Annotated in this window: 17 protein-coding genes; 15 read left to right on the top strand and 2 right to left on the bottom strand. The window is 57.8% G+C overall.

Features of this window, described 5'->3' with window-relative positions; translation table 11 throughout:
* Positions 1–25 precede the first annotated feature (25 nt).
* Positions 26–1,513, bottom strand: a complete 1,488-nt coding sequence (locus QRN48_RS11295; protein ID WP_285350644.1) for a YdgA family protein — start codon at positions 1,511–1,513, stop codon at positions 26–28.
* 213 nt (positions 1,514–1,726) lie between these two features.
* Between QRN48_RS11295 and QRN48_RS11290 the strand changes: the two genes are divergently transcribed.
* The 4 genes from QRN48_RS11290 to QRN48_RS11275 all read left to right on the top strand — a co-directional run bounded on the left by QRN48_RS11290 (position 1,727) and on the right by QRN48_RS11275 (position 6,548).
* Positions 1,727–2,419, top strand: coding sequence for an HAD-IA family hydrolase (locus QRN48_RS11290; RefSeq protein ID WP_037018656.1), 693 nt, complete (start codon positions 1,727–1,729; stop codon positions 2,417–2,419).
* 105 nt (positions 2,420–2,524) lie between these two features.
* Positions 2,525–3,031, top strand: coding sequence for a sigma-70 family RNA polymerase sigma factor (locus tag QRN48_RS11285; protein WP_285350642.1), 507 nt, complete (start codon positions 2,525–2,527; stop codon positions 3,029–3,031).
* Positions 3,031–3,996, top strand: coding sequence for a FecR domain-containing protein (locus QRN48_RS11280; RefSeq protein ID WP_285350641.1), 966 nt, complete (start codon positions 3,031–3,033; stop codon positions 3,994–3,996). Before QRN48_RS11285 ends, QRN48_RS11280 begins: the two co-directional genes overlap by 1 nt.
* A 98-nt stretch (positions 3,997–4,094) precedes the next feature.
* Positions 4,095–6,548: a TonB-dependent siderophore receptor gene (locus tag QRN48_RS11275; protein ID WP_285350640.1), complete on the top strand. Its 2,454-nt coding sequence runs from the start codon at positions 4,095–4,097 to the stop codon at positions 6,546–6,548.
* 43 nt (positions 6,549–6,591) lie between these two features.
* On the opposite strand, the gene QRN48_RS11270 is transcribed toward QRN48_RS11275, so the two are convergent.
* Positions 6,592–7,557 (bottom strand): LysR family transcriptional regulator, encoded by a 966-nt coding sequence (locus QRN48_RS11270; RefSeq protein ID WP_285350638.1) that lies wholly within the window; start codon positions 7,555–7,557, stop codon positions 6,592–6,594.
* A gap of 301 nt (positions 7,558–7,858) precedes the next feature.
* Between QRN48_RS11270 and QRN48_RS11265 the strand changes: the two genes are divergently transcribed.
* The 11 genes from QRN48_RS11265 (at position 7,859) to QRN48_RS11215 (ending at position 21,221) form a co-directional block, all read left to right on the top strand.
* Positions 7,859–8,737 (top strand): amino acid ABC transporter permease, encoded by an 879-nt coding sequence (locus QRN48_RS11265; RefSeq protein ID WP_285350635.1) that lies wholly within the window; start codon positions 7,859–7,861, stop codon positions 8,735–8,737.
* Between the two features lie 21 nt (positions 8,738–8,758).
* Positions 8,759–9,523, top strand: coding sequence for an amino acid ABC transporter ATP-binding protein (locus QRN48_RS11260; RefSeq protein ID WP_037018644.1), 765 nt, complete (start codon positions 8,759–8,761; stop codon positions 9,521–9,523).
* A gap of 22 nt (positions 9,524–9,545) precedes the next feature.
* Entirely contained in the window at positions 9,546–10,367 is an 822-nt protein-coding gene (locus tag QRN48_RS11255; RefSeq protein WP_285350632.1) for an ABC transporter substrate-binding protein, read from the top strand.
* A 101-nt stretch (positions 10,368–10,468) separates the two neighbouring features.
* The gene (locus QRN48_RS11250; RefSeq protein WP_191944749.1) at positions 10,469–11,653 is read left to right on the top strand and encodes an MFS transporter; all 1,185 of its coding nucleotides are present in this window, start codon (positions 10,469–10,471) and stop codon (positions 11,651–11,653) included.
* 174 nt (positions 11,654–11,827) lie between these two features.
* Positions 11,828–12,832 (top strand): aldo/keto reductase, encoded by a 1,005-nt coding sequence (locus QRN48_RS11245; protein ID WP_191944750.1) that lies wholly within the window; start codon positions 11,828–11,830, stop codon positions 12,830–12,832.
* Positions 12,833–13,059: 227 nt separating this feature from the next.
* The gene (locus QRN48_RS11240) at positions 13,060–13,803 is read left to right on the top strand and encodes a GntR family transcriptional regulator (protein WP_191944751.1); all 744 of its coding nucleotides are present in this window, start codon (positions 13,060–13,062) and stop codon (positions 13,801–13,803) included.
* 151 nt (positions 13,804–13,954) lie between these two features.
* On the top strand, positions 13,955–14,710 hold the full coding sequence (locus QRN48_RS11235) for a thioesterase II family protein (protein ID WP_037018631.1): 756 nt from the start codon (positions 13,955–13,957) through the stop codon (positions 14,708–14,710).
* A 734-nt stretch (positions 14,711–15,444) separates the two neighbouring features.
* On the top strand, positions 15,445–16,227 hold the full coding sequence (locus QRN48_RS11230) for a DUF3050 domain-containing protein (RefSeq protein WP_191944752.1): 783 nt from the start codon (positions 15,445–15,447) through the stop codon (positions 16,225–16,227).
* Positions 16,228–16,276: 49 nt separating this feature from the next.
* A complete protein-coding gene (locus QRN48_RS11225; RefSeq protein WP_285350626.1) occupies positions 16,277–17,221 on the top strand; it encodes a diiron oxygenase in 945 nt (314 codons plus the stop codon).
* Positions 17,218–20,670, top strand: coding sequence for a non-ribosomal peptide synthetase (locus tag QRN48_RS11220; protein ID WP_285350623.1), 3,453 nt, complete (start codon positions 17,218–17,220; stop codon positions 20,668–20,670). Before QRN48_RS11225 ends, QRN48_RS11220 begins: the two co-directional genes overlap by 4 nt.
* A gap of 53 nt (positions 20,671–20,723) precedes the next feature.
* Entirely contained in the window at positions 20,724–21,221 is a 498-nt protein-coding gene (locus QRN48_RS11215; protein WP_191944755.1) for an SRPBCC family protein, read from the top strand.
* The last annotated feature ends 142 nt before the right edge of the window (positions 21,222–21,363 follow it).

Genomic DNA, 21,363 nt, shown 5'->3' with positions numbered 1-21,363 from the left:
ACTTGAGCAGTCGCCGGGCCTGCAATCACTGCCCGCCGTTGAACATCACGAATTTGCCCATCATGGCCGCTGCAAATTGCTGCGCCGACATCTTCACGCCGTTGAAATCAACTACGTCGTTGGCGTATTGCAGGCTGGACACGATGTTGTCGCCCTCGACCTTGCCCAGTTGCAACATGACCGCCATACCGCCGACCGACTCTGCGGCGGCGTCGGCTTGTTGCGCGATGGCTGCGGGGTCGGTGAGGCCTGCGGATTTGGCACGCAGAGCAGCGAGGTCTTTAATCATCGGCTTGGAAAGCACCAGCTTGGCGTTCAGTTGCGTCAGCAACTGCTTGAGCAACTCAGCTCCCGGCTGATCCAGCGCCGACGGGTTACCCAGGTCCATCGACAGGTTGAACTGGCTCTCGCCGCTCGCCGTTTTCAGCGACAGCTTTTCCAGCTCGATATGCGGTTTTGCCGCCAGCAATTTACTGACTTCGGCCTGCACCAATGCCTGATCGGCAGGGCTCAAATGCGGCGTGTAAGTCTCGCCAACGGCAGCGGCGGCCTGGGCCTGTGGCTGGACTTTTTCCTGATAGAGCTTCATCAGCGCCTGGGTCGAGGCGATGTCGAAGTTACCGAACTTCCAGAGCATCTGCATGGCGCCGATGTTGTTGCCGTCGAAGCTGACGTTGCCGATGTCATACGTCACCTGAGCATTCAGGTTGCCTTCCACTTCCTGAAGCAGACTGGTGTTGACGAAATCCTTGAGCTGAACGGCCGGCTGGCCGGCTGCCTGGAACTCGGCGGAGGCGATCTTTGCGTCGGTATGCCCCAGGTAGAAACCTGACTGGCCTTTAGTGCCGCCGGTGTTGAAGGTGAAGTCTTTGAGCGTCAGGTGCACCGGGCCTTCTTCGGACGTCGCAGTGACGTCGACGCTGCCCAGCACACCATTGGCTTCAAGCTTCTGTCCGTCGCCTGAGCCCGAAGCGTTCAGGGTGAAGCCCGAAAACTTGAACGCACCGGTCTGATCGTTGAACTCAAACGGCAGTAGATCCACGCGGCCCAGTGCAGCTCGGTCGTAGCCCATGCTGAAATGGCCGGTCAGCGGCGGCTGGCCGTTGGTCATGGCAAACCACTTTTCCGAGAAAGCGTTCTTCTCGATTTGCATGTTGCTGGCCGCCATCACGGGCACCAATTGCAGCGACTTCACGCGGCTCCACGGCAATGGCCCGTGCTCGATGTTGTCGACAAAAAGCAACTCCACCGGCTCGCCGTCATTGAACTTGGGGTCCTGAACGTTCAGTTTGTAGTGCGCAGTGCTGGTGAAAAAATGCCGGTCCAGCGACAGCAGTTCAACGCTCGCCTTGCCTTCATGCCCGACGAACGCGGCTTGAAGTTGCTGATTGCCTTGCTGGATGGCATCACCCAGCGCGCCTTCCAGCCGTTTACCGGTGTACCAGGCGCCTGCAGTGACGAGGACGCCGGCAACCACGATGACGCCTATGGCGATGTTGACTGATTTTTTCATGTGTCGACTCGAAGATGTCCGTTCTTGAAGAGAGGTCTTGCCTTCCTTGACCCTGAGGGTTTCGGCGCCACACGAAGCGGCCGAGCAGCACATGCGCTGTCGAGAGCCCGGCGAGATTAGCACTTGGCGAGTGCGTTTTGCAGCCGTTGCGCCTAGCCATGGCAATCGCCTAAGCGTTAGGCTGGACGCCAATTTGCTAACGGGATCGATGAAATGAGCGAAGCGCAAAAGCCCAAGGGACCGGTCAAGGCGGTGATCTTCGACATGGACGGCCTGCTGCTGGACACCGAAGGCATTTACACCGAGGTGACCGACACGATCGCCAAGTGGCACGGCAAGACGTTCGACTGGGCTGTTAAACAGCACTCCATTGGACGCGGTTCGCAGGATTTTGCCGAGTACGTGATCCGTGCCCTTGAGCTGCCGATGTCGCCCGAGGAGTTCCTCACCGTCCGCCAACCGATGCTTGATGAGCGTTTTCCGGATGCCAAACCAATGCGTGGCGCCGAGGCCCTGGTGCGTCATCTGGCCAGGCACAACATTCCGATCGCCGTGGGTACCAGTTCCTCCCTGCATTACTTCCATGTGAAGACGAGCAATCACCGCACCTGGTTTGAGCTGTTTAAAGACGTTGTGACGGCAGACCATGCCGAGGTCACGGCCGCCAAGCCTGCGCCGGATATCTTCCTGGCGGCTGCACGCAGCCTGGGAGTGGACCCGAAGGATTGTCTGGTGTTTGAGGACTCCCCTTTCGGGGTGACCGCTGCCAAGACCGCAGGCATGTACGCGGTGGCTGTGCCGGATCCCCACATGCCGGTCGAGCAGTACGCACACGCCGATCTGGTGCTGGGCTCGCTGACCGAGTTTCCCCTGGAAGATTGGGGTTTGCCGGGATTCGCTCGCTGATCAAATACATGCAACGAAATTGCCAGCGCTCGGCTAACGACTATAGAATGCGATCAATTCTTAATTACATCCGGCAACACTTCCGGACGGTCGCCAGTGGTTTCTATGTCGTCAGCCGATCGAGCGCTCAATCAGCATGTCCAGAATCTGTACTGTGAACACCACGGCTGGCTGCACCGCTGGCTGGATCGCAAGTTGGGCAACACCAGCGATGCCGCCGACCTGGCGCACGACACCTTTGTTCGGCTGCTGACACGCCAATCGGCCACAAGCTTTGGCGCCGAACCGCGCGCGCTGCTGACGCATATCGCCAAGGGGCTGGTGATTGATCGGTGGCGCCGACAGGATGTAGAACGCGCTTACCTCGATACCATCGCGCACCTGCCTGAGCCTGAGGTGCCCTCCCCTGAACTCCGCTGGCTGATCCTCGAAGCGCTTTACCGCATCGATGCGATGTTGAGCGCAATGCCTGACAAGGCACGCAGGGCGTTTCTGATGTCGCAGCTCGACGGCATGACGTATTCGCAGATCGCCGAGGCGCTGGATGTCTCGCTGATCACCGTCAAGCGTTACATGCGCGACGCCTTTCTGGCTTGCCTGAGCGTGGCGTGATGACTCAACCCATCGACCCTGAAATCCTCGGCGAAGCAGCGGACTGGCTGGTGCAGCTGCAGTCGGGTACCGCCACCGACGAGGATCGCCGCGCGATTCAGGTATGGCGTGACCGGAGCGCTCAGCATGCGCAAGCGTGGCAGCGCGCCGAAGCGATCATCGGTGACTTGCGCTCCGTACCCGGCTCCATCGCCAGCGATACGATCCGACGCATCGGCCGCAATACTGGCATCAGTCGACGTCAGGCGCTCAATCGTATCGGCTTGCTGTTGCTGGCCGGGCCTGCGGTCTGGCTGGCGCAGCGTGAACTGCCCTGGCAGCAATGGATGGCCGAACAGCGCACCGCGATTGGTGAGCAGAAAACCCTGACGCTTCCCGACGGCACTCACCTGCTGATCAACACGAACAGTTCGCTTAACATCGCGTTCAACACAAATGAGCGCCGGATCAGCCTCATCAGCGGCGAAGTGCTGATCACTACGGCGAGGGATCCCTCACCCACACACCGTCCTTTCACGGTCCACACGCGCGATGGCATTGCCCGGGCGCTGGGCACCCGGTTTAGCGTACGGGTCGATGCTCCGCTAACAAGGTTGGCGGTTCTTGAAGGAGCTGTAGAGATTCGCGCGGCCGAGCAGTCGGCGCCGGTGATTGTGAGGGCGGGCGAGCAGAGCGGGTTCAGCTCGACCCTTATCGGGCCCGTTGAGGCGCTGGATCCAGCTAGCCTGACATGGGAAAACGGAATGATGGTCGCCAAACAGATGCGTCTGGCGGATCTACTGGCTGAGCTGGGCCGCTATCGGCCGGGCGTGTTGCGCTGCCATTCTTCGGTGGCAGACCTGAAGGTCTCGGGTGCCTTTTCTCTGCGTGACACTGACGCCAGCTTGCGCCTGTTGCAGGACACACTACCTGTCAGCATCAGCAGCCTCACGCGGTATTGGGTGGCGGTCGAGCCTGTCAGCTGAAGGTCCTCGGAGCGCTACCAAAAAAATTGATACTTTTTTCAACGTCGTTCGGTAAGCAGAAGAACCCTTACATTCCTCTGCGTCGACAGGACTGCCGAATGCCCCTCAGCCCGCACCCGCTTTCACGAAGAATCGGCTCCAATATCAAAGCGATGAGCCTGGCTGTGGCCCTGACGGGCATGCTGCCCAGTCACATGCTACTCGCGGCCGATCTCACTCAGCCCAGCGGCATGCGCAGCTATGCCATAGGGCCGGGTGCTTTATCAGACGCGCTTGCGCAGTTTGCCGCCATGGCGGGCGTGCAATTGTCGTTCGATTCCGGCTTGCTTGACGGTCGCAACAGCAGTGGTCTGCACGGCGAATACTCGATCTCGGCGGGGTTCGCCGAGCTGCTCAAGGGCAGCGGCTACACCGTGGCGAGCGCTGGTGCGAACGGGTACACCGTGGTGGCCCAACCGAATGCCGGCGGTGCCATGGAGTTGGGCGCGACCATGATCGAAGGTGACCAAGTCGTCCAAGGCGATGCCTACGCAGGTGGCCAGGTCGCACGGTCAGCCAGGCTCGGCGTGCTAGGCACTCAGGAAATCAAGGACGTCCCATTTAGCGTGGTCAGCTACACCGCGAAGACGATTGCCGATCAGCAGGCGAGAACGCTGGGCGACGTGCTGCTCAATGACGCCTCGGTGCGTCAGTCAGCCGGCTTTGGTAACTTTTCCCAAGTGTTCACCATTCGCGGCCTGCCGCTGCAAACTGACGACATCGCCTTTAACGGCATGTACGGCGTGTTGCCACGGCAAATCATCACCACTGAAGCGGTGGAGCGGGTTGAGCTGTTCAAAGGGCCTAACGCATTCGTCAACGGCGTTTCGCCACAAGGCAGCGGCATTGGCGGCAGCGTCAACATCGTACCCAAACGCGCAGAAGACGTGAGTACGCGCAGCATCAGCCTGGACTACACCAGCGACAGCCAGGCCGGCGGCCATCTGGATCTGGGCGAGCGCTTCGGCGAAGACAACCGGTTCGGCGCCCGCATCAATCTCGCTGAGCATGGCGGCGACACGGCGATTGACGACGAAACCAAACGTTCGCAACTGATTGCCGTGGCGCTGGACTACCGCGGCGATCGGCTGCGTCTGTCGACCGATTTCGGCTATCAGAAAGAACGCATCAATCAGGGTCGCTCCGTGGTGTATCCCAACGGTACCTCGGTGCCCCATGTGCCGTCAGCCAAGGACAATTACGCTCAGGACTGGACGTGGTCGCAACTCGAAGACACCTACGGGATGCTCAATGGCGAGTATGACTTGAACGACAACTGGACGGCTTATGCCGGCATGGGTGCGAAGCATACGCGGGAGAACGGCGTTTATTCCTCGCTGTACGTCAGCAACCAGACCGGCGCCGCACGTACCGGCTTCTTGTACTCGCCACACGACGAGGACAATAAAAGTGCTATTGCAGGCTTGAACGGGCACTTCACGACCGGGCCGATCACGCACCAGATGAACTTCGGCCTCTCGGGTATCTGGGGTGAGCAACGCTCGTCGTACGAGGCAATTCTGGTTGCCAACCGCCAGCCCAATAATCTTTACAACCCTGTGCAAGTTCCTCGACCGTCCACGACCTACTTCGGCAGCGATATTCATGATCCGCGAATCGTCGGGAAAAACCGGGTCAAGAGTGCAGCCATGTCCGACACCCTGGGGTTTGTCGATGACCGCGTGCTGCTGACCCTGGGCGTGCGACGTCAGACCATCGAAGTCGATGCCTGGAACACGGCATCTGGCGTGCGCAACGCCAACTACGATGAATCCATCACCACGCCTGTCTACGGTTTGGTGATCAAGCCATGGGAACACGTTTCGTTTTATGCGAACCGAATCGAGGGGCTGGCCCAAGGCCCGACCGCGCCCTCGGGCGGCGTTACAAACATCGGTGAGGTGTTTCCCCCGCGGCGCAGCAAGCAAACCGAAGCCGGGGTAAAGCTGGATTGGGACAGCTACGGCGCGACGTTCGGCGTCTACAGAATCGAGCAGCCCAACAGCGCTACGACATTCAGGCCCGGCAGTACGTTGGGCACGTTCAGCGTCGACGGCGAGCAGATCAACAAAGGCGTCGAGCTGAACCTGTTTGGCGAGCCTGTCGAGGGCTTGCGCTTGCTGGCAGGTGCGACATGGATGGACACGGAGCTGAAGAAAACCTCCAACGGCCTGACCGATGGCAATCGCGCTGCCGGCGTGCCGCGATTCCAGTACAACCTGGGCGCCGACTGGGATATTCCGGGCCTGAAAGGTGCGGCGCTGAGCGGCCGAATGCTAAGAACCGGCGGCGAGTACATCCACGCCGAAAACACCCTGAGCATCCCGGCATGGACGCGCGTTGACCTGGGCGCACGCTACGGTTTCAAGGCCGACGACAAATACATCACGCTGCGCGCCAATGTCGAAAACGTCGCTAACAAAGCCTATTGGGCATCGGCTTCGACCGCCAATAACTACCTGACGCAGGGCGAGCCCAGAACGCTCAAGGTGTCGGCGACGGTGGATTTCTAGGCAAAATCCTCATCCTGATCAGTAGGAAAGCGCTGGAACAACGTCAGCTGCTTACGCTCAAATCCACCCCCAGCGCCCTCGCGAAGGCCTTGACCAGCGGGCTTCGTGGGGCGTTGTGCCTGAGGATCAAGTTAACGGGCGTGCGCAGAACGATCAGGTCGGGACGCAGTGCCCGAAGCTGACCGTCGCGCACCAAATTGCGCGTGTAATGCTCGGGAAGGAACCCGATGAAGCGCCCGGTGAGGATCATCATCGCGACCGCTTCGACTTGAGAAGCCGAGGCGCATTGGCTGTCGTAATTGATGAAGCTCGCCTTGTCCCGGTGAATAGCGTAGCGATGATTAACAATCTCGAATGCACGCAGGCTGTCGATGCTCAGGGCGCTGTCCGCGACCCCAAACAGCGGATGCCCCATTGCGCAATAGGCGTAAGAAGTCTCTTCATACAGTTCGAAATAATCAAACTCCTCGCGTCGCTGATACACCGGCACAATGCCTAGACTCATCCGCCCTTCTACCATTCCCCGTTCCACTTCATCCAGCTGAGAGGCTTGAAGGCGCAATCTGACTTTGGGCGCTTCATCGTGCATTGCTCTAAGCGCGGCAATGAGCGGCGAACTTTGATCGGACAGGGTGTTATCGATCACGCCAATGCTGAGGTCGCCAATCAACTCGTTCTGCGCCGAACTAATCCGATCGCGAAAACTGTCGACCGACGCAAAAAGTTCGATGGCCGCCTGGTAGACGAGCTTGCCTTCTTCAGTCAGGTGAAACCCCTCACGACCGCGCGTGCAGAGGCGCATGCCGATCCGGATTTCAAGGTCCGAAATCTGTTTGCTGATGGCAGCGAGTCCGACATTCAGCTCATTCTGGGCGGCACTGAAACCGCCCGCCTCGACCACGGCCTGAAATACCCGCAGCAGCTTGAAGTCCATTCCGCTAAGGGTCAGCGGCGGGCGAATTCCCGGTTTCGGCGGCACGTTTCCAGAACTGGAAAGTGGAGTTTCCATAATGCTTATTGACCTCACCTATTGAATTCAACAGGCTCTGACTCACAACAAAACATGCCCGATCAACAATAATGAACACAGAAAAAGCTGATTGGCAACCTTGCGCATCGCGCACAATTCCTCGACCAAATGTCCATGAAAATATAAATAAGCTGACACTTTGATCAGATCTTCCAGTGCGGAGTTACTGCCGATTGAGGGCCTTTGGATACCGCGCTGAAGACGCCGTCATCGCAAAAAAGATTGGGGACGCGTGGCACATTCAGGCAGGCCTGGTCTGCATAAGGCTTTGGAGAAACACATGAATCAGAATCAGGCAGAGCAGCTGCAAGCCGAGCGCAGGAAAAGCGAGAACACATTTGACATTACCCAATACGAACATGTGCCCCGCCGCTATTACGGACGCATATTCTTTGCAACGCTGATCATCGTTGCCCTCGCAGGGCTCGCGCGCGCCTTTGCCAATGGGCAGATCGAATGGAGCTACATCGGCCGGTTTCTGACGTCCGAAGCCATTCTATGGGGGCTGCTCAATACCATCGTCATGTCGATTCTGGCGATGATCCTTGGGGTGATCATCGGCGTGATCACCGCAATCATGCGCATGTCCGCCAACCCGATTTTGCGGTACGTAGCGATTACCTATACCTGGCTGTTCCGCGGCACGCCGCTGATTTTGCAATTGCTGTTGTGGTTCAACCTGGCGCTCATTTTCCCTGTCATCGGGATTCCCGGCGTCATGGAAATCGATACCGTTAGCCTCATGACGCCCTTTGTTGCCGCGCTGCTGGGCCTGAGCATCAACCAGGGCGCCTATACCGCCGAGGTGGTGCGCGCAGGCTTGCTGTCTGTGGATACCGGGCAATACGAAGCTGCCAAGTCCATCGGCATGCCGCGCCTACAGGCACTGCGTCGAGTGATCTTGCCTCAGGCCATGCGCGTGATTATTCCGCCAGTGGGCAACGAATTCATCAGCATGGTGAAAATGACCAGCTTGGCCAGCGTGATCCAGTACTCCGAATTGCTGCATAACGCGCAGAACATTTACTACGCCAACGCTCGCGTCATGGAGCTGTTGATCGTCGCCGGGATCTGGTACCTGGCGGTGGTCACCGTCCTGTCGTTTGGCCAAAGCCGACTGGAGCTGCGCTTTGCCCGCGGCGCCGGCAAGCGTTCGTAAGTCAGGCCCAGGAGACTCACCATGAGAAGCATCGTCAAAGCCGTCGGCCTGAACAAATACTATGACCAGTTCCACGCCCTTAAAGACGTCAGCATTGAGGTCGAACAGGGTGAGGTTCTGTGCATCATTGGGCCTTCGGGCTCGGGCAAAAGCACGTTGTTGCGCTGCGTCAATCAGCTCGAAAAGATCGACAAGGGCGGTTTGTGGGTGGACGGCGAACTGGTGGGTTACCGCATCGTCGGCAACAAGCTGCATGAGCTCACGGATGCTCAGATCGCCCGGCAGCGCCTTAGTACGGGCATGGTTTTTCAGCGCTTCAATCTTTTCCCGCACATGACCGCGCTGCAAAATGTGATTGAGGGCCCAATCCAGGTCCTGAAGCGTTCCCCCAAGGAAGCCACCGAGGAGGCCACCGAATTGCTCGCTCGTGTCGGTCTGGCCGATAAACGCCATGCGTATCCGGTCGAGCTTTCGGGCGGTCAGCAGCAGAGAGTAGCGATCGCGCGCGCATTGGCGATGCGGCCCAAGCTGATGCTGTTCGATGAGCCCACCTCCGCCCTGGACCCAGAGCTGGTGGGTGAAGTGTTGTCAGTCATGCGTGACCTGGCGCACAGCGGCATGACCATGATTGTGGTCACCCATGAGCTGGGGTTTGCTCGCGAAGTTTCCAACCGGATGGTGTTCATGGACGGCGGCCAGATTGTGGAGGCCGGCACCCCGGAAGACATTCTAATAAGCCCACAAAATCCAAGAACCCAAAGCTTCATTTCTGCCGTTCGCACTTAAACCAGAACAAACGAGAACGACCATGAAAAAGATCTTCATCCCCAGTTTGCTTGTCGGCATGTTGGCGTCTGCGTCGGTGTTTGCCGCGCTCCCTGCCAGCCTCAAGGACAAAGGCGAAATCACCGCCGCCATCGTGCCCAACTATCCGCCCATGGATTTCAAAGACACCAGTACCAACACCTTGACCGGGCTCGACGTGGACTTGGGCAACGCGTTGGCCGAGCGCCTCGGTGTGAAAATCAAATGGCAGGAAACAGCGTTCGAGCAGATGGTCAGCGGTCTGGTGACCAAACGTTTCGATATCATTCTGTCGGGCATGACTGACACCGCCGAGCGGCAGAAGACGGTGACATTCATTGATTACTTCGCCAGCGGCCCGCAGCTCTACACGCTGACTAAAAATGCTGACTTGAATGAGCCTGCCGATCTGTGCGGCAAGAAAGTCGGCACCAGCCGCCGTACCACCTGGCCTGCGGAAGTTTCAGCGTGGAGCAAGGAAAACTGCGAAGCGAAGGGTAAGCCGGCGATCATCGTCAGCGGCTCCGAAGGCTCTGCTGACGCTCGGGCACAACTGCGCCAGGGTCGCCTTGATGCAGCCATGCAGGGCAGCGAAACTCTCCCCTATCTGATGGCGCAGGAGAAGGACACCTATAAGGCGCTTGGCGAAGCCATCTCCAAACAATTCACCGGCCTGGGCGTCAGCAAGAACAATCCCGAGCTCGCGACGGCCATTGCCGAGGCGATGCAGACCATGGTTGACGATGGCACCTACGGCAAAATCCTCAAGAAATGGGACCTTGAACAAGGCGCCGTGACCAAAGTGGGGATGAATCAAGGCCGGTAAGCGGTTCATGGCAAGTCACGGACGAAGCTTCAGCATGGCTTCTGCAGGAGCGCCATCGCACTCGCTCCTGCAGAGAAGCGCTGACATAAAGGAACCCCAGAGTGACCACTTATTCCCTCGTGATCCGTCGCCTGATGATCTGCTCGCTGACCATCGTCATGAGCCGGGCAATGACCAGTCCGTTGCTGACGCTGTTTTTGAGCAGCCGGCTGGGGCTCAACCAGCAAGACGTCGGGTTGTTGATGGGCATCGCGGTCTTCATCGCCACACTGCTGGGGTTGTACGGCGGCTACATCATCGACCGGCTGGAGAAGCGCAAGCTGCTGATCCTGGCGATGCTCTCAAGCGCTGTCGGATTTTCCCTGCTGACGTTTGCTCACAATGTTTACCTTACGACCCTGACGCTGGTGATCACCGAAACCGCTTCGGCGCTCTTTCTAATCGGCTCCAAAGCCATCATCAGCGAAAACCTGCCTGTCGGGCAGCGTGCGAAGGTGTTTTCGCTGCGCTACACCCTGACCAACATTGGCTACGCAACGGGGCCGATGCTGGGCGTCGTGATTGCCGGGCACCTGCCGGTGGCGCCTTTTTTCATCGCCAGCGCCATTGCGTTCTGTAGTCTGTTTCTGATGGTCGGCATTCCGCGCACTGCTGCCGATCCGCAACACGTTCCGCGCAGCTTCTTCGACACGCTGGTCACGCTGAAGAACGATCGCACGCTGATTCTGTTCACGGGTGGCAGCTTGCTCAGCACCGTCGTGCACGGGCGGTATACGTTGTACCTGTCCCAATTTCTGTTGGTAACGCATACCCCTGAACAGGCGCTGAGAATCCTTTCTGCGGTGCTGGCCTGTAACGCAGTGACCGTGATCCTGATGCAATATCAGATCGGTCGATTCCTCAAGCGCGAGCAGCTCCCGTACTGGATCTGCCTGGGAACAGCATTGTTCGCGATCGGGCTGATCGGCTTCAGCTTCGCCACAACAACGTTGGCCTGGTGCGCGGCGATGTTCGTCTTCACGCTGGGCGAGATGATCATCTATCCCGCCGAATACCTGTTCGTCGACACCATTGCGCCCGAGCGTTTGCGTGGCAGCTATCTGGGCGCGCAGAACCTGGCGGCTTTCGGCGGTGCATTGAGCCCGGTAATCTGCGGGTATCTACTGATCAACAGCCCCGCGCCGACGATGTTCTATGTCCTCGCGTGCCTCACGGCGGTCGGCGGCACTCTGTGCTTTCTGGCGGGGCGCCACGCCAGGCTCAGCCACGCTGATGTCGCTCTTTGACCCGTAATCGGCCTCGCCCGCAGCTCAGTTGATTTGTCACTTTTCAAACCCCGCCCAAACAGGTGAGTATGTCCGGCCTAGAGCCGCCGGTCTGAACGGTCTTTATGAGCCCCCTTGCAAGGCTGTCGCAGACTGTCCTGATTTCCACTTCTCCGACGAAAAGGATATCGAGCAATGAAATACCGCACCCTTGGCCAATCCGGCCTCCAGGTATCAACCCTGACACTGGGCTCGATGATGTTCGGCGTACAGACGAGCACTGAAGAATCCCTGCGCATCATCGACAAGGCCTGGGATGAAGGCGTCAACTTCATCGACACTGCCAACGTCTATAACGCCGGACGGTCGGAAGAGATCGTGGGCGAAGCCATCGCCAAGCGCCGCAGCGAATGGGTCCTCGCCACCAAAGTCGGCAGCAGCTCGGGCAACACTGCCCCAAATTCCAGCGGACTCAACCGCAAGCACATTTTCAACGAGATCGAATCCAGCCTGCGTCGGCTCGACACCGACTACATCGATATCCATTACCTGCATAAAGAAGATCACAACACGCCGCTTGAAGTGACCGTGTCTGCCATCGGCGACTTGATACGCGAGGGCAAGATCCGCTATTGGGGCGTCTCCAATTTCCGCGGGTGGCGTATCGCTGAGGTGGTCAGCGTCGCTCAGCGTCTGGGTGTGGACAAGCCGGTTATCAGTCAGCCGCTGTACAACATCGTCAATCGTCAGGCTGAGCTGGAGCAGATCACTGCTGCGAAGTTCTACGGCTTGGGTGTCGTCCCCTACAGCCCGCTGGCCCGCGGCGTGCTCAGCGGCAAGTATGCTCCCGATGTGACACCGGACAGCAGCTCCCGCGCCGGGCGTCAGGACAAACGCATCCTTGAAACCGAGTGGCGCAGTGAGTCTTTGCACATTGCCCAGAAATTACAGGCGTACACCCAGGCCAAAGGCGTCGGCCTGGTGGAATTCGCAATCGCATGGGTGCTGAATAACCAGGCAGTGACGTCAGCGATTGTCGGCCCTCGCACCGAGGGGCAATGGGACAGCTACACCAAAGCGCTCAGCGTAAGCATTACCGCGGAAGACGAGGCGTTCATTGACTCGCTCGTGACCCCGGGACATGCATCCACGCCAGGCTTCAACGATGTGCAGCATTTTGTGACTGGCCGCTATATCTGAGGCCGTCCTGTCGCGGTGCCAGCCCTGAATCCACCTTGTATCAAGGTCAATATGCGCTGGCGACGCTTAAAGACTCGCCCGATTGATGGCACCACCCGAGCGGCCAATCCCTTGTAGAATGCCGCCCCGGAGCGACTCCGCCAACTTGTATCAAAGTTTGACAAGCTTGGTGGCGGTCTCTAGTGTTTCATTGGATCCAATAACTGGTCGGCCTGAGAAGATCAAGCATGCGCAGGACTGAGAAAGAGCAATTTCTGCGGGAAACGCTGGGTGATGAGCAGCCGCCTGCGCACCAGGCGCGCGCAATCATCGAAGAAAAACTGCGCAGCGCCATTCTTGATGGTCGTCTTCCGGCGGGCATTGCCCTGCGTCAACAAGAGCTGGCGACGCTTTTCGGTGTCAGCCGCATGCCCGTTCGCGAAGCGTTGCGGCAACTGGAAGCGCAGTCACTGTTGCGCGTCGAAACCCATAAAGGCGCGGTCGTCGCTCCGTTGATCAACGAGGACGCTACGGACGCCTATGCGCTACGCATCCTGTTGGAGTCCGAAGCCTTACGCCAGTCGATCCCGCTGCTAACGCCCGACGACATCAACACCGCGCGCGGCTACATCGAAAAGCTCGAGGTTGAGACTGATTACACCGTTATGGGCACGCTCAACCGCCTTTTCCACATGACGCTGTATTCAAAGGCGCATAACACGCGCCTGCTCAAGCTGGTCGAGGACGGTTTGAATGAGGAAGAGCGCTTTTTGCGTTTCAACCTTGAACACATGAATCTGGGCAAGGTGTCCCAGAATGACCATCTTGAGCTGCTGGAGATGGCTGCCGTCGGCAATGTGGAAGCGACGATAGAGGCGCTGGCTCATCACTTGAATCGCGGTGTTGAAGCCATCAACGCTTACCTGAGCGCTCGCAAGGCAGAAGACGCAAAACCGGCACCTGCATTAAAGAAACGCGCCCTCGCTCACTGAGGGGTCATGACTGCCTTTAACCTTACCTTGCTGCCCCTGGGGCACCGCTCGTAAAGCACAAGGGATCAACCCACGCCGTTCATGACGGCGTATGCGCCGAAGGACCCGGCTCCACGGTTATGACGCCTTGAACAAGGCACGGGGAAGCTGAGTGCACGCTGAAAAAAACAAATGGCTGATGGTGGTCAACTCTGGGCAACCGGTCAGAACTCGCCTGATCTGCTTTCCTCACGTAGGAGGCGATCCGGAGCATTTTCGCGACTGGGCGGAAAGCCTCGCCGATCACATTGAATTGGTTACCCTGCGCCTGCCAGGGCACGGCAGCCGGCTCAAGGAAACGCCCTACGATCAGTGGGCGCCCCTGCTGCATGACACCTTCCTCGCGTTAAAGCCTTTCCTTACCGAACCCCATGCGTTCTACGGCCACAGCTTTGGCGGAAGAGTTGCGTACGAAATGGCCAGGCTTGCCCAGCACCATTATCCGAGCCTGACGCGTCACCTCTTCATCTCCGGCTGCCGAAGCCCTGACAGCCAACAGCCCTGGCCCTACCTTCACACGCTGCCGCAGGATGATTTTATTCAAGCGCTGATCAGGCTGAGTGTGCTCCCGAACACTTTCTTGCAGGACAAACAACGGCTGAAACAGCTGGAGCCTGTCGTGCGTAGCGATGTGAAGCTTTCCGAAATCTGGTCACACTGCGCAGACGAAGGTCTGGACATCCCACTGACCGGCCTCTACGGCAGCGATGATCCGGTTGCCACTGCCGCCAGCATGATGAGATGGCGAGAGTTCACGCGCCGGGAATTCGAACTGATTGAGGTGCGCGGTACCCACGATTTTCTCAGGTCGCAGCGCGACCGCTTGCTGCATATCATCAATACCCACCTCGGCCTGCTGGGCAGCTGACAACAGCGCCGCCCCTGCGCCTGCATCGCCTTGCGCCATTCTTCCTGTTTATTCCCCTTCTAAGACTAAAAGCCCGCCCGCGCGCCCTCCGGGTCGCCACTGATGCGCCTATGGTGAAACTTCACTGTCGCTGACGCGTTGCCGCGTCGCGTTCAGGCAAACTCGAACGACGAATCGGTCTGCAGCTGATTCCAGGAAGGCGATTCTCATGGAGCGTTAAAAGGAGCAATGCCCTGAGCGGAGACATTGAGTCAGTGACTTAATGTCGCTCACCCCAAAACCCCTAAAACTGTATTAGCCCGTTAAAGCGCAACGCTGGACGAGGCACTCGTTCATTAACTTCAATTCTGGCTCCAATTAGCTGGAAGGGTTGCGCTCGAACTAATAAAACTTTAATGACAAGTTTTATCGTCTTCGCTTGCGCGCAGTTTATCCAAACTTAAAATAGTTTAAAAAGTATTTGCGAAACCATTTGAAACTGTTCTAACGTTTTCTGGCCGGTACCGCATATTTGGCAAAACGCCCCGCAAGCGCTTACCGGCACCAGCATGTGATATCCCGACATGCTGTTCGGACCTGCACACTCAAATGCTTAATCAATGAGCGTCGCAGCACTTCGCTGCCATTCTTTAATGGGCGAGTTATTGCCGGGCTGTGTAACTGGATATTCACCCGTAAGTTCTCGTAATGACGAAGACGTGCCTGCGACGCATGAACCTAATCAAGGAAGTTAAATGACGACTCTCGAATTGCAATTAGCGGCCAAACAAGAAGAACTCAGCGCACACCCTGTTTTTTGCGAAATCGATTCATTGCGTGCACTTCAGCGATTCATGGAAGTGCATGTGTTTGCCGTCTGGGACTTCATGTCACTGACCAAGCGTCTACAACAGGAACTTACGTGCATCAGGCTCCCCTGGCTACCGCCACGGGACCCGAAGGCTGCACGGCTGATCAATGAAATCGTGTTGGGTGAAGAATCAGATGATCGGCCGGGGCAGGACCGTGCGCACTACAGCCACTTCGAACTGTACCTGGACGCCATGCGGGAGATTGGCGCAAGCACGGCGCGCATCGAGCGCTTCGTTGAGTTGCAGCGCGACGGCATCCACTACCAGACAGCGCTCGACAGCGCTGGAGCAAGCAGAGCGGCAGCTCGCTTCGTCCGTGACACTCTAGATGTCGCACTCAACGCGCCGGCGCATTGCGTGGCCGCTGCGTTTCTGCACGGTCGAGAAAGCGTTATCCCACAGATGTTTCAGCGAATTCTCGATGACTGGGGCATCACTGCCGACAAGGCCCCAACCTTTCGCTACTACCTTGAGCGCCACATCGAAGTGGACTCAGAAGACCACGGTCCCGCTGCAGAGTCTTTGCTGACCAGATTGGTTGCTGGCAACGAACAACACCAACGCGAAGTCTACGCCGCCGCCATTGCAGCAGTGGAAAGCCGCATAGCGCTGTGGGACGCCCTGCGACTGACCATGCGCGAGCCTGCGCGGGAAGTCAGTGCATGAACTGGCTTTGCCTCTTTAGCCGAATCGATCTTCACACAAGGACGCAATCATGAAAGCCGAAGACTATCTGTCCTTCGTCGATGCCTGGGAAGGCCGGGCGACGATCCGTACCCGCCCGCGCCGCATGGTCGAAAACGACGAAAAACTGATTTATCCGCTCAGCCGCCAGCCGCTGGTGCTTAGCGAGACCTTCACCCGCGAATGTGCTCATTTACGGGATTTCGCTCTGGTGCAGAGCCTGTACAAGTTCATCAGCGACGTGGTGATTTTCGAAACTGAAATCGTCGATAAAACCGCGCGAAGCATCGCCAAAGACAATTTTGCGATCCGTTTCCCCTTCGCCTGCCGCTATGACGCCATGACGGTGGTCGTCGATGAGGACTATCACGCACTGGTCGCGATGGACTTCATGCAGCAAACCATCGCACTGACCGGTATCCAGCCGATTCAATTACCTCAGGAGATTGAGCTTAGCCGGGCTATTCCCGCAGCTTTGGCGCTGGCACCCGATCATCTGCGCAGCGCCGTCGAGCTCATCTGCGTGGCGATCGCCGAGAATACCGTCACCAACGACGTCGCGGCTTTCGCGCGAGACGACACAGTAAAGCAGTCCATCAAGGGGCTTATGGCGGACCACTTGCTTGACGAGGGCCGGCATTCGGGGTTTTGGGCGCGTTTGGTGAAGATCTACTGGCACACAGCGGCGGCTAGCGACCAGCAACTGATCGCGCAGATTCTGCCAGTTTTCATCGCTCAGTACCTTACCAACGACATCCAGAAGTCCTTTGACTTTGTCTTGATCGACAGCCTGCCGGTTGACGAGTCCATTAAGCAATCGCTGAGGGCTGAAACGCATGCGATGTGCTTCCCGATCAATCGCCATCATCCGCTGGTGGGCAACGTCATGCGCTTCTTCACCAACAGCTCGATGCTAAACAGCCTCTGCGTACAAGAAGCTCTTGCCGAATATCTGCCGGCAGGAGGTCTTCAATGAAACGCCTGGAGATTGTGCTTGTTGGTCATAGCCAGGCAATCAGTGAAGTGGGAACCGAGCTGGAGACCCATGGGCATCTGATTCATACGCTGCGGGATGCGGAGGCCGTCAAGCGAAGTGTCTTGAAAGGCGCGATGCTTCTTATTGAGGACGGCACGCTGGACCTGAGCCTCGCCCCGGCAGGCGCTTATGGGCTATCAGCTCATCTCGGCCTGCGCTTGGGACTCACAGCGGAGGACGACCAGGTGCTGCCGCAGCTGGAGGTCCTGTGTTGGTTCGGGCCGGCCACCGCACGACGCTTGGTCGCGCGCAGGGCTGTTGCCGCTGTGCACTCCGGCAATGGCCGCGTTTTGCGTGACGCTGCAGTTGCAACGCTGGTGGACGCGGTTGCGATGCTGGTCAGCCAGCTCTCTCGCGATTCCGAGGATCTGACACAAGCCCAACACGTCGGCGCATCAGGCAGCGAGCACGAGGAAAGTCTGCTGCGACTGGATCGACTTGCCTTTGAGCATTGCTTCAACTTCACGACTGCACCGGGTCTGTTGAGCATTGCAGAGCAGCCACTGATCGCTCGGCTGGACCATAGCTTTGTGAGGTTCGCCGATCACACTGCGCTGAATATCGACGGCAAAGGCATCAGCTATGACGCACTGCGCACCCACAGCGTCGCTATCCAGCTGCAATTTCCAACCCTGATTCAGCTCGCAGCGGGTAAGCCGGTAGTCATCGGTATCTGCATGCCGAAATCTGCTGCTCTTTTCGCCGGCATCCTCGCCATTCTCGGCAGTGGCGCGGTGTATCTGCCGCTGGATCCCAGCCAACCGTTGCAACGTCAGCAGTACATCCTTGAAAACGCAGGGGCGACATTGCTACTGCACGATGGCAGTCATCCGCTTGCCGGTGTTGTGCTGCCGGGGCTGGACATCAGCAGTATTGTCATCGAGCCGACCAGCCAGTCATTGATGCTTCATTGTCCAGACATCAATACGGCCTGCATGGCGCTTTATACCTCGGGCACAACAGGGCACCCAAAGGGAGTGATGCTCAGCCAACGTAACCTCAGCCACTTCACCGCGTGGTACGCGCATTACGTCGAGCTCTCTGAGCACAGTCGGGTGCTGCAGTTCTCGACGCTGAGCTTTGACTCGTCGGTCATCGATATATTTCCCACGCTGCTCAGCGGAGCCGAGCTGGTGGTGGCGAATGAGGACCAGCGTCGCGATCCGCTCCAGCTGTCCGAGCTACTGGAACAGAATCTCAGCCACGCGTTTCTGCCGCCGGCCTTGTTAAGCATCCTGCCAATGGATAGGCCAATAAGGCTCAAACACCTATGTACCGGGGGCGACGTCTGCGAGCCTTTTGTCATTGACCGCCTGGCAGCGCAATGTCACTTCCATAATCTGTACGGCCCTACTGAAGCAACGGTGTTGATAACCGCTGGCCAGTTTCAACCCGGCGGGAGCAATCGTTGTCTGGGTCGCCCTATTGCTAACAGTGAGGTGTTGATCCTCGACAAAAATATGCAGCCTGTTGCGGACCAGACGCCCGGAGAGCTGTACATCGTCGGGCTAGGGGTATGTCTGGGTTATATCGACAACTCTTCGCTTACGGACGAGCGTTACGTGCATGTCGCGCTTGGAGATGGCAAGAGCACGCGCGCCTATCGAACTGGCGATATCGGCAAATGGACAACGGAGGGCATCGAGCTCTCCGGGCGACTGGATAATCAAGTCAAGATCCGGGGTTTCAGGGTTGAGCCTGAGGAGATCGAGCACTGCCTCCGCGACAGTCAGCTCTACCGCCAGGTCGCAGTGGTGATCGATGAGCAGCGGCGCATCCTGGCCTTTGCTGCTCAGCCGCAGGAGGCGGACCCTGACACTGCGCGGCGTCTGCTCAAGGCTCACGTTGACGCCAGGCTGCCCGATTACATGCGGCCAACGGTGTACATGGAGCTGAGCAGCATGCCGTTTGCAAGCAACGGGAAGGTCGATCGCAAAGCCCTTCTGCAATTGCCCGTGACGTTATTGGAACCCGCTCATCGGCGCCTGCCTGAAACAGAGAATGAGCGTTTACTTCTTGGGCTTTGGGCGAACCTGCTGGAGCTTGCTCCCGGTGATATCTCTACAGACGAGAGCTTCTTCAATCTGGGTGGCCACTCCATTCTGTTGTCGCAAATGCTCCTCGGGATTCGAGAGCGGTTCGGCCGCAGCGTTCCCATTAACCGTTTCATCGAGGCCCCGACCTTAACCAATCTGGCTTCGTTGCTGGACAGCGAAGGTACAGCCACATGGAGCGTCAGCGCTCAGGCGTTCAACGATGCTGCCGTGACGCTCGAACTCCCAGCGCTGCCTGTTGACCGATTGGGCGATGTGCATAAAGTCATCGTCACTGGTGCTAACGGTTTCCTTGGTGTGCACATCGTGGAAGCTTTGTTGAATTGGGGGGCAACTGAGGTGGCGTGCTTGGTGCGTGAAGGAGGCGGGTTCACGGCACAGGATCGCTTCGTCCAGGCGCTACATGAAAACCGACTTGAGCATCTGGATTTGGCGCGGGTTCGCGTCTACGCCGCCGACATCACTCAGCCACAACTGGGGTTGACCAGTCAGGTCTATGAGCGCCTGGATAAAGAATTTGGTGCATTGATACATAACGCTGCCAACGTCAATCACGTTCAGGACTACGAGACTCTCGCCAAAGACAATGTGGCGCCGATTTTTGAATGCCTGAAATTGTGCGAAGGGCGTAGCAAAAAAATCTTCAATTTCGTCTCGACGCTCTCTGCCTGCAGCGCCGTCGGGATAGACGGTAGCGTCCTTGAAGCACCAGCCGCCAAGACCCCGCCGATCTACATCAAGAACGGTTACAACCTCTCCAAGTGGGTCGCCGAGAGCATCCTGCAGCAAGCCTGTGAGCGGGGCGCGTGGGTGAATATCTATCGCCCCGGCAACATCGCATTCAACAGCTCCACCGGCGTCTGCCAGCCACACAAAAACCGCCTGATGCTAATGCTAAAAGGGTCGATCCAGCTGGGTCAGGTCCCGGGCTTTGCCATGAACTTCGACCTGATGCCGGTGGATTTTCTCGCCCGCTTCATAGGATTTCATGCCAGTCGCTACCAACCGGCGCACGCCGTTTTCAACCTCCACAATCCCGAGCCGTTGAGCTGGAGCAACTACGTCAGCGCATTTCGAGACGCTGGTAGGTGTTTCGAGACGGTGAGTGTCAGCGAATGGCAAGCCCAGTTGAGCAGGGTGGACAGTGATAACGCCTTATTTGGCGTACTGGGCTTCTATCTCGACGGGTTTGAGGAGGACATCGGCGATATCTCGATGATTGCGCACCAAAACGCCCTGGCAGGCATTCAGCGGATGGGTGAGTCCTACCCACTCAAAACACCAGCGCTGCTGCGCAAGGGCTGCGAGTACCTGAAGGAAATCGACTTCATTTGATGTGCGTGTGCCTGAAACCTGATGCAAGAACCCCTTAAACTACGGAGAACACCATGAATGCTATCAGTAAGACCAATCAGCTCAACCCTGACACGTTGATCACCAATCCAGTAGGTGAACGGGTCATATCAACAGTATCGGTCGACGCACCCGCGAGTGACGTATGGCAGGTTGTAGGCGACTTCGGAGGCTTTGCCCAATTCATTCCTGCACTCGCCAGCATTGAGGTGGTAGGTAATGGCCCGGGCTCGGTACGTTACAAGAAATTCAAGGAAGGTGGCCACGTCGTTGTGGAGCAACTTAACTCACGCAATGATCACAACATGACGATGACCTGGACGACTCTCCACAACAGTCTGGGGATCGGCAAGCTTTGGGCATCAATGGCAGTCGAGCCTCAAGACCGCGGAGGTTGTAACGCAACCTGGACCATCATGGCTGAACCGGCTAATGGGAGCCCGATGAGCGCTGACGAGTTCAAGAGCTTCTTGCAGGGTTTTGCCGATGATGCAATGGCCAACGTAGCATCGCTATTTCGACAGCACGCATGAGGGCGTGAATGCCGGCCATTTACACATCTGTGGTTAGGCTAAACGACAAAACCCCATCTGCGTGAGCAGATGGGGTTTTGGAATTTGATCTTGACGATGACCTACTCTCACATGGGGAAACCCCACACTACCATCGGCGATG

Origin of the sequence: Pseudomonas sp. ME-P-057 (assembly GCF_030208975.1) — a bacterium.
In the GTDB taxonomy this organism is placed as follows: Bacteria; Pseudomonadota; Gammaproteobacteria; order Pseudomonadales; family Pseudomonadaceae; genus Aquipseudomonas; species Aquipseudomonas lutea.
Note: the sequence above shows the minus strand (reverse complement) of the source record. Positions and strands in the feature narration are given on the sequence as shown.

Excerpts from the sequence above, each read along its gene's own strand:
- QRN48_RS11295 (WP_285350644.1), bottom strand. The coding sequence starts at position 1,513 with ATGAAAAAATCAGTCAACATCGCCATAGGCGTCATCGTGGTTGCCGGC.
- QRN48_RS11290 (WP_037018656.1), top strand. The coding sequence starts at position 1,727 with ATGAGCGAAGCGCAAAAGCCCAAGGGACCGGTCAAGGCGGTGATCTTC.
- QRN48_RS11285 (WP_285350642.1), top strand. The coding sequence starts at position 2,525 with ATGTCGTCAGCCGATCGAGCGCTCAATCAGCATGTCCAGAATCTGTAC.
- QRN48_RS11280 (WP_285350641.1), top strand. The coding sequence starts at position 3,031 with ATGACTCAACCCATCGACCCTGAAATCCTCGGCGAAGCAGCGGACTGG.
- QRN48_RS11275 (WP_285350640.1), top strand. The coding sequence starts at position 4,095 with ATGCCCCTCAGCCCGCACCCGCTTTCACGAAGAATCGGCTCCAATATC.
- QRN48_RS11270 (WP_285350638.1), bottom strand. The coding sequence starts at position 7,557 with ATGGAAACTCCACTTTCCAGTTCTGGAAACGTGCCGCCGAAACCGGGA.
- QRN48_RS11265 (WP_285350635.1), top strand. The coding sequence starts at position 7,859 with ATGAATCAGAATCAGGCAGAGCAGCTGCAAGCCGAGCGCAGGAAAAGC.
- QRN48_RS11260 (WP_037018644.1), top strand. The coding sequence starts at position 8,759 with ATGAGAAGCATCGTCAAAGCCGTCGGCCTGAACAAATACTATGACCAG.
- QRN48_RS11255 (WP_285350632.1), top strand. The coding sequence starts at position 9,546 with ATGAAAAAGATCTTCATCCCCAGTTTGCTTGTCGGCATGTTGGCGTCT.
- QRN48_RS11245 (WP_191944750.1), top strand. The coding sequence starts at position 11,828 with ATGAAATACCGCACCCTTGGCCAATCCGGCCTCCAGGTATCAACCCTG.
- QRN48_RS11240 (WP_191944751.1), top strand. The coding sequence starts at position 13,060 with ATGCGCAGGACTGAGAAAGAGCAATTTCTGCGGGAAACGCTGGGTGAT.
- QRN48_RS11230 (WP_191944752.1), top strand. The coding sequence starts at position 15,445 with ATGACGACTCTCGAATTGCAATTAGCGGCCAAACAAGAAGAACTCAGC.
- QRN48_RS11225 (WP_285350626.1), top strand. The coding sequence starts at position 16,277 with ATGAAAGCCGAAGACTATCTGTCCTTCGTCGATGCCTGGGAAGGCCGG.
- QRN48_RS11220 (WP_285350623.1), top strand. The coding sequence starts at position 17,218 with ATGAAACGCCTGGAGATTGTGCTTGTTGGTCATAGCCAGGCAATCAGT.
- QRN48_RS11215 (WP_191944755.1), top strand. The coding sequence starts at position 20,724 with ATGAATGCTATCAGTAAGACCAATCAGCTCAACCCTGACACGTTGATC.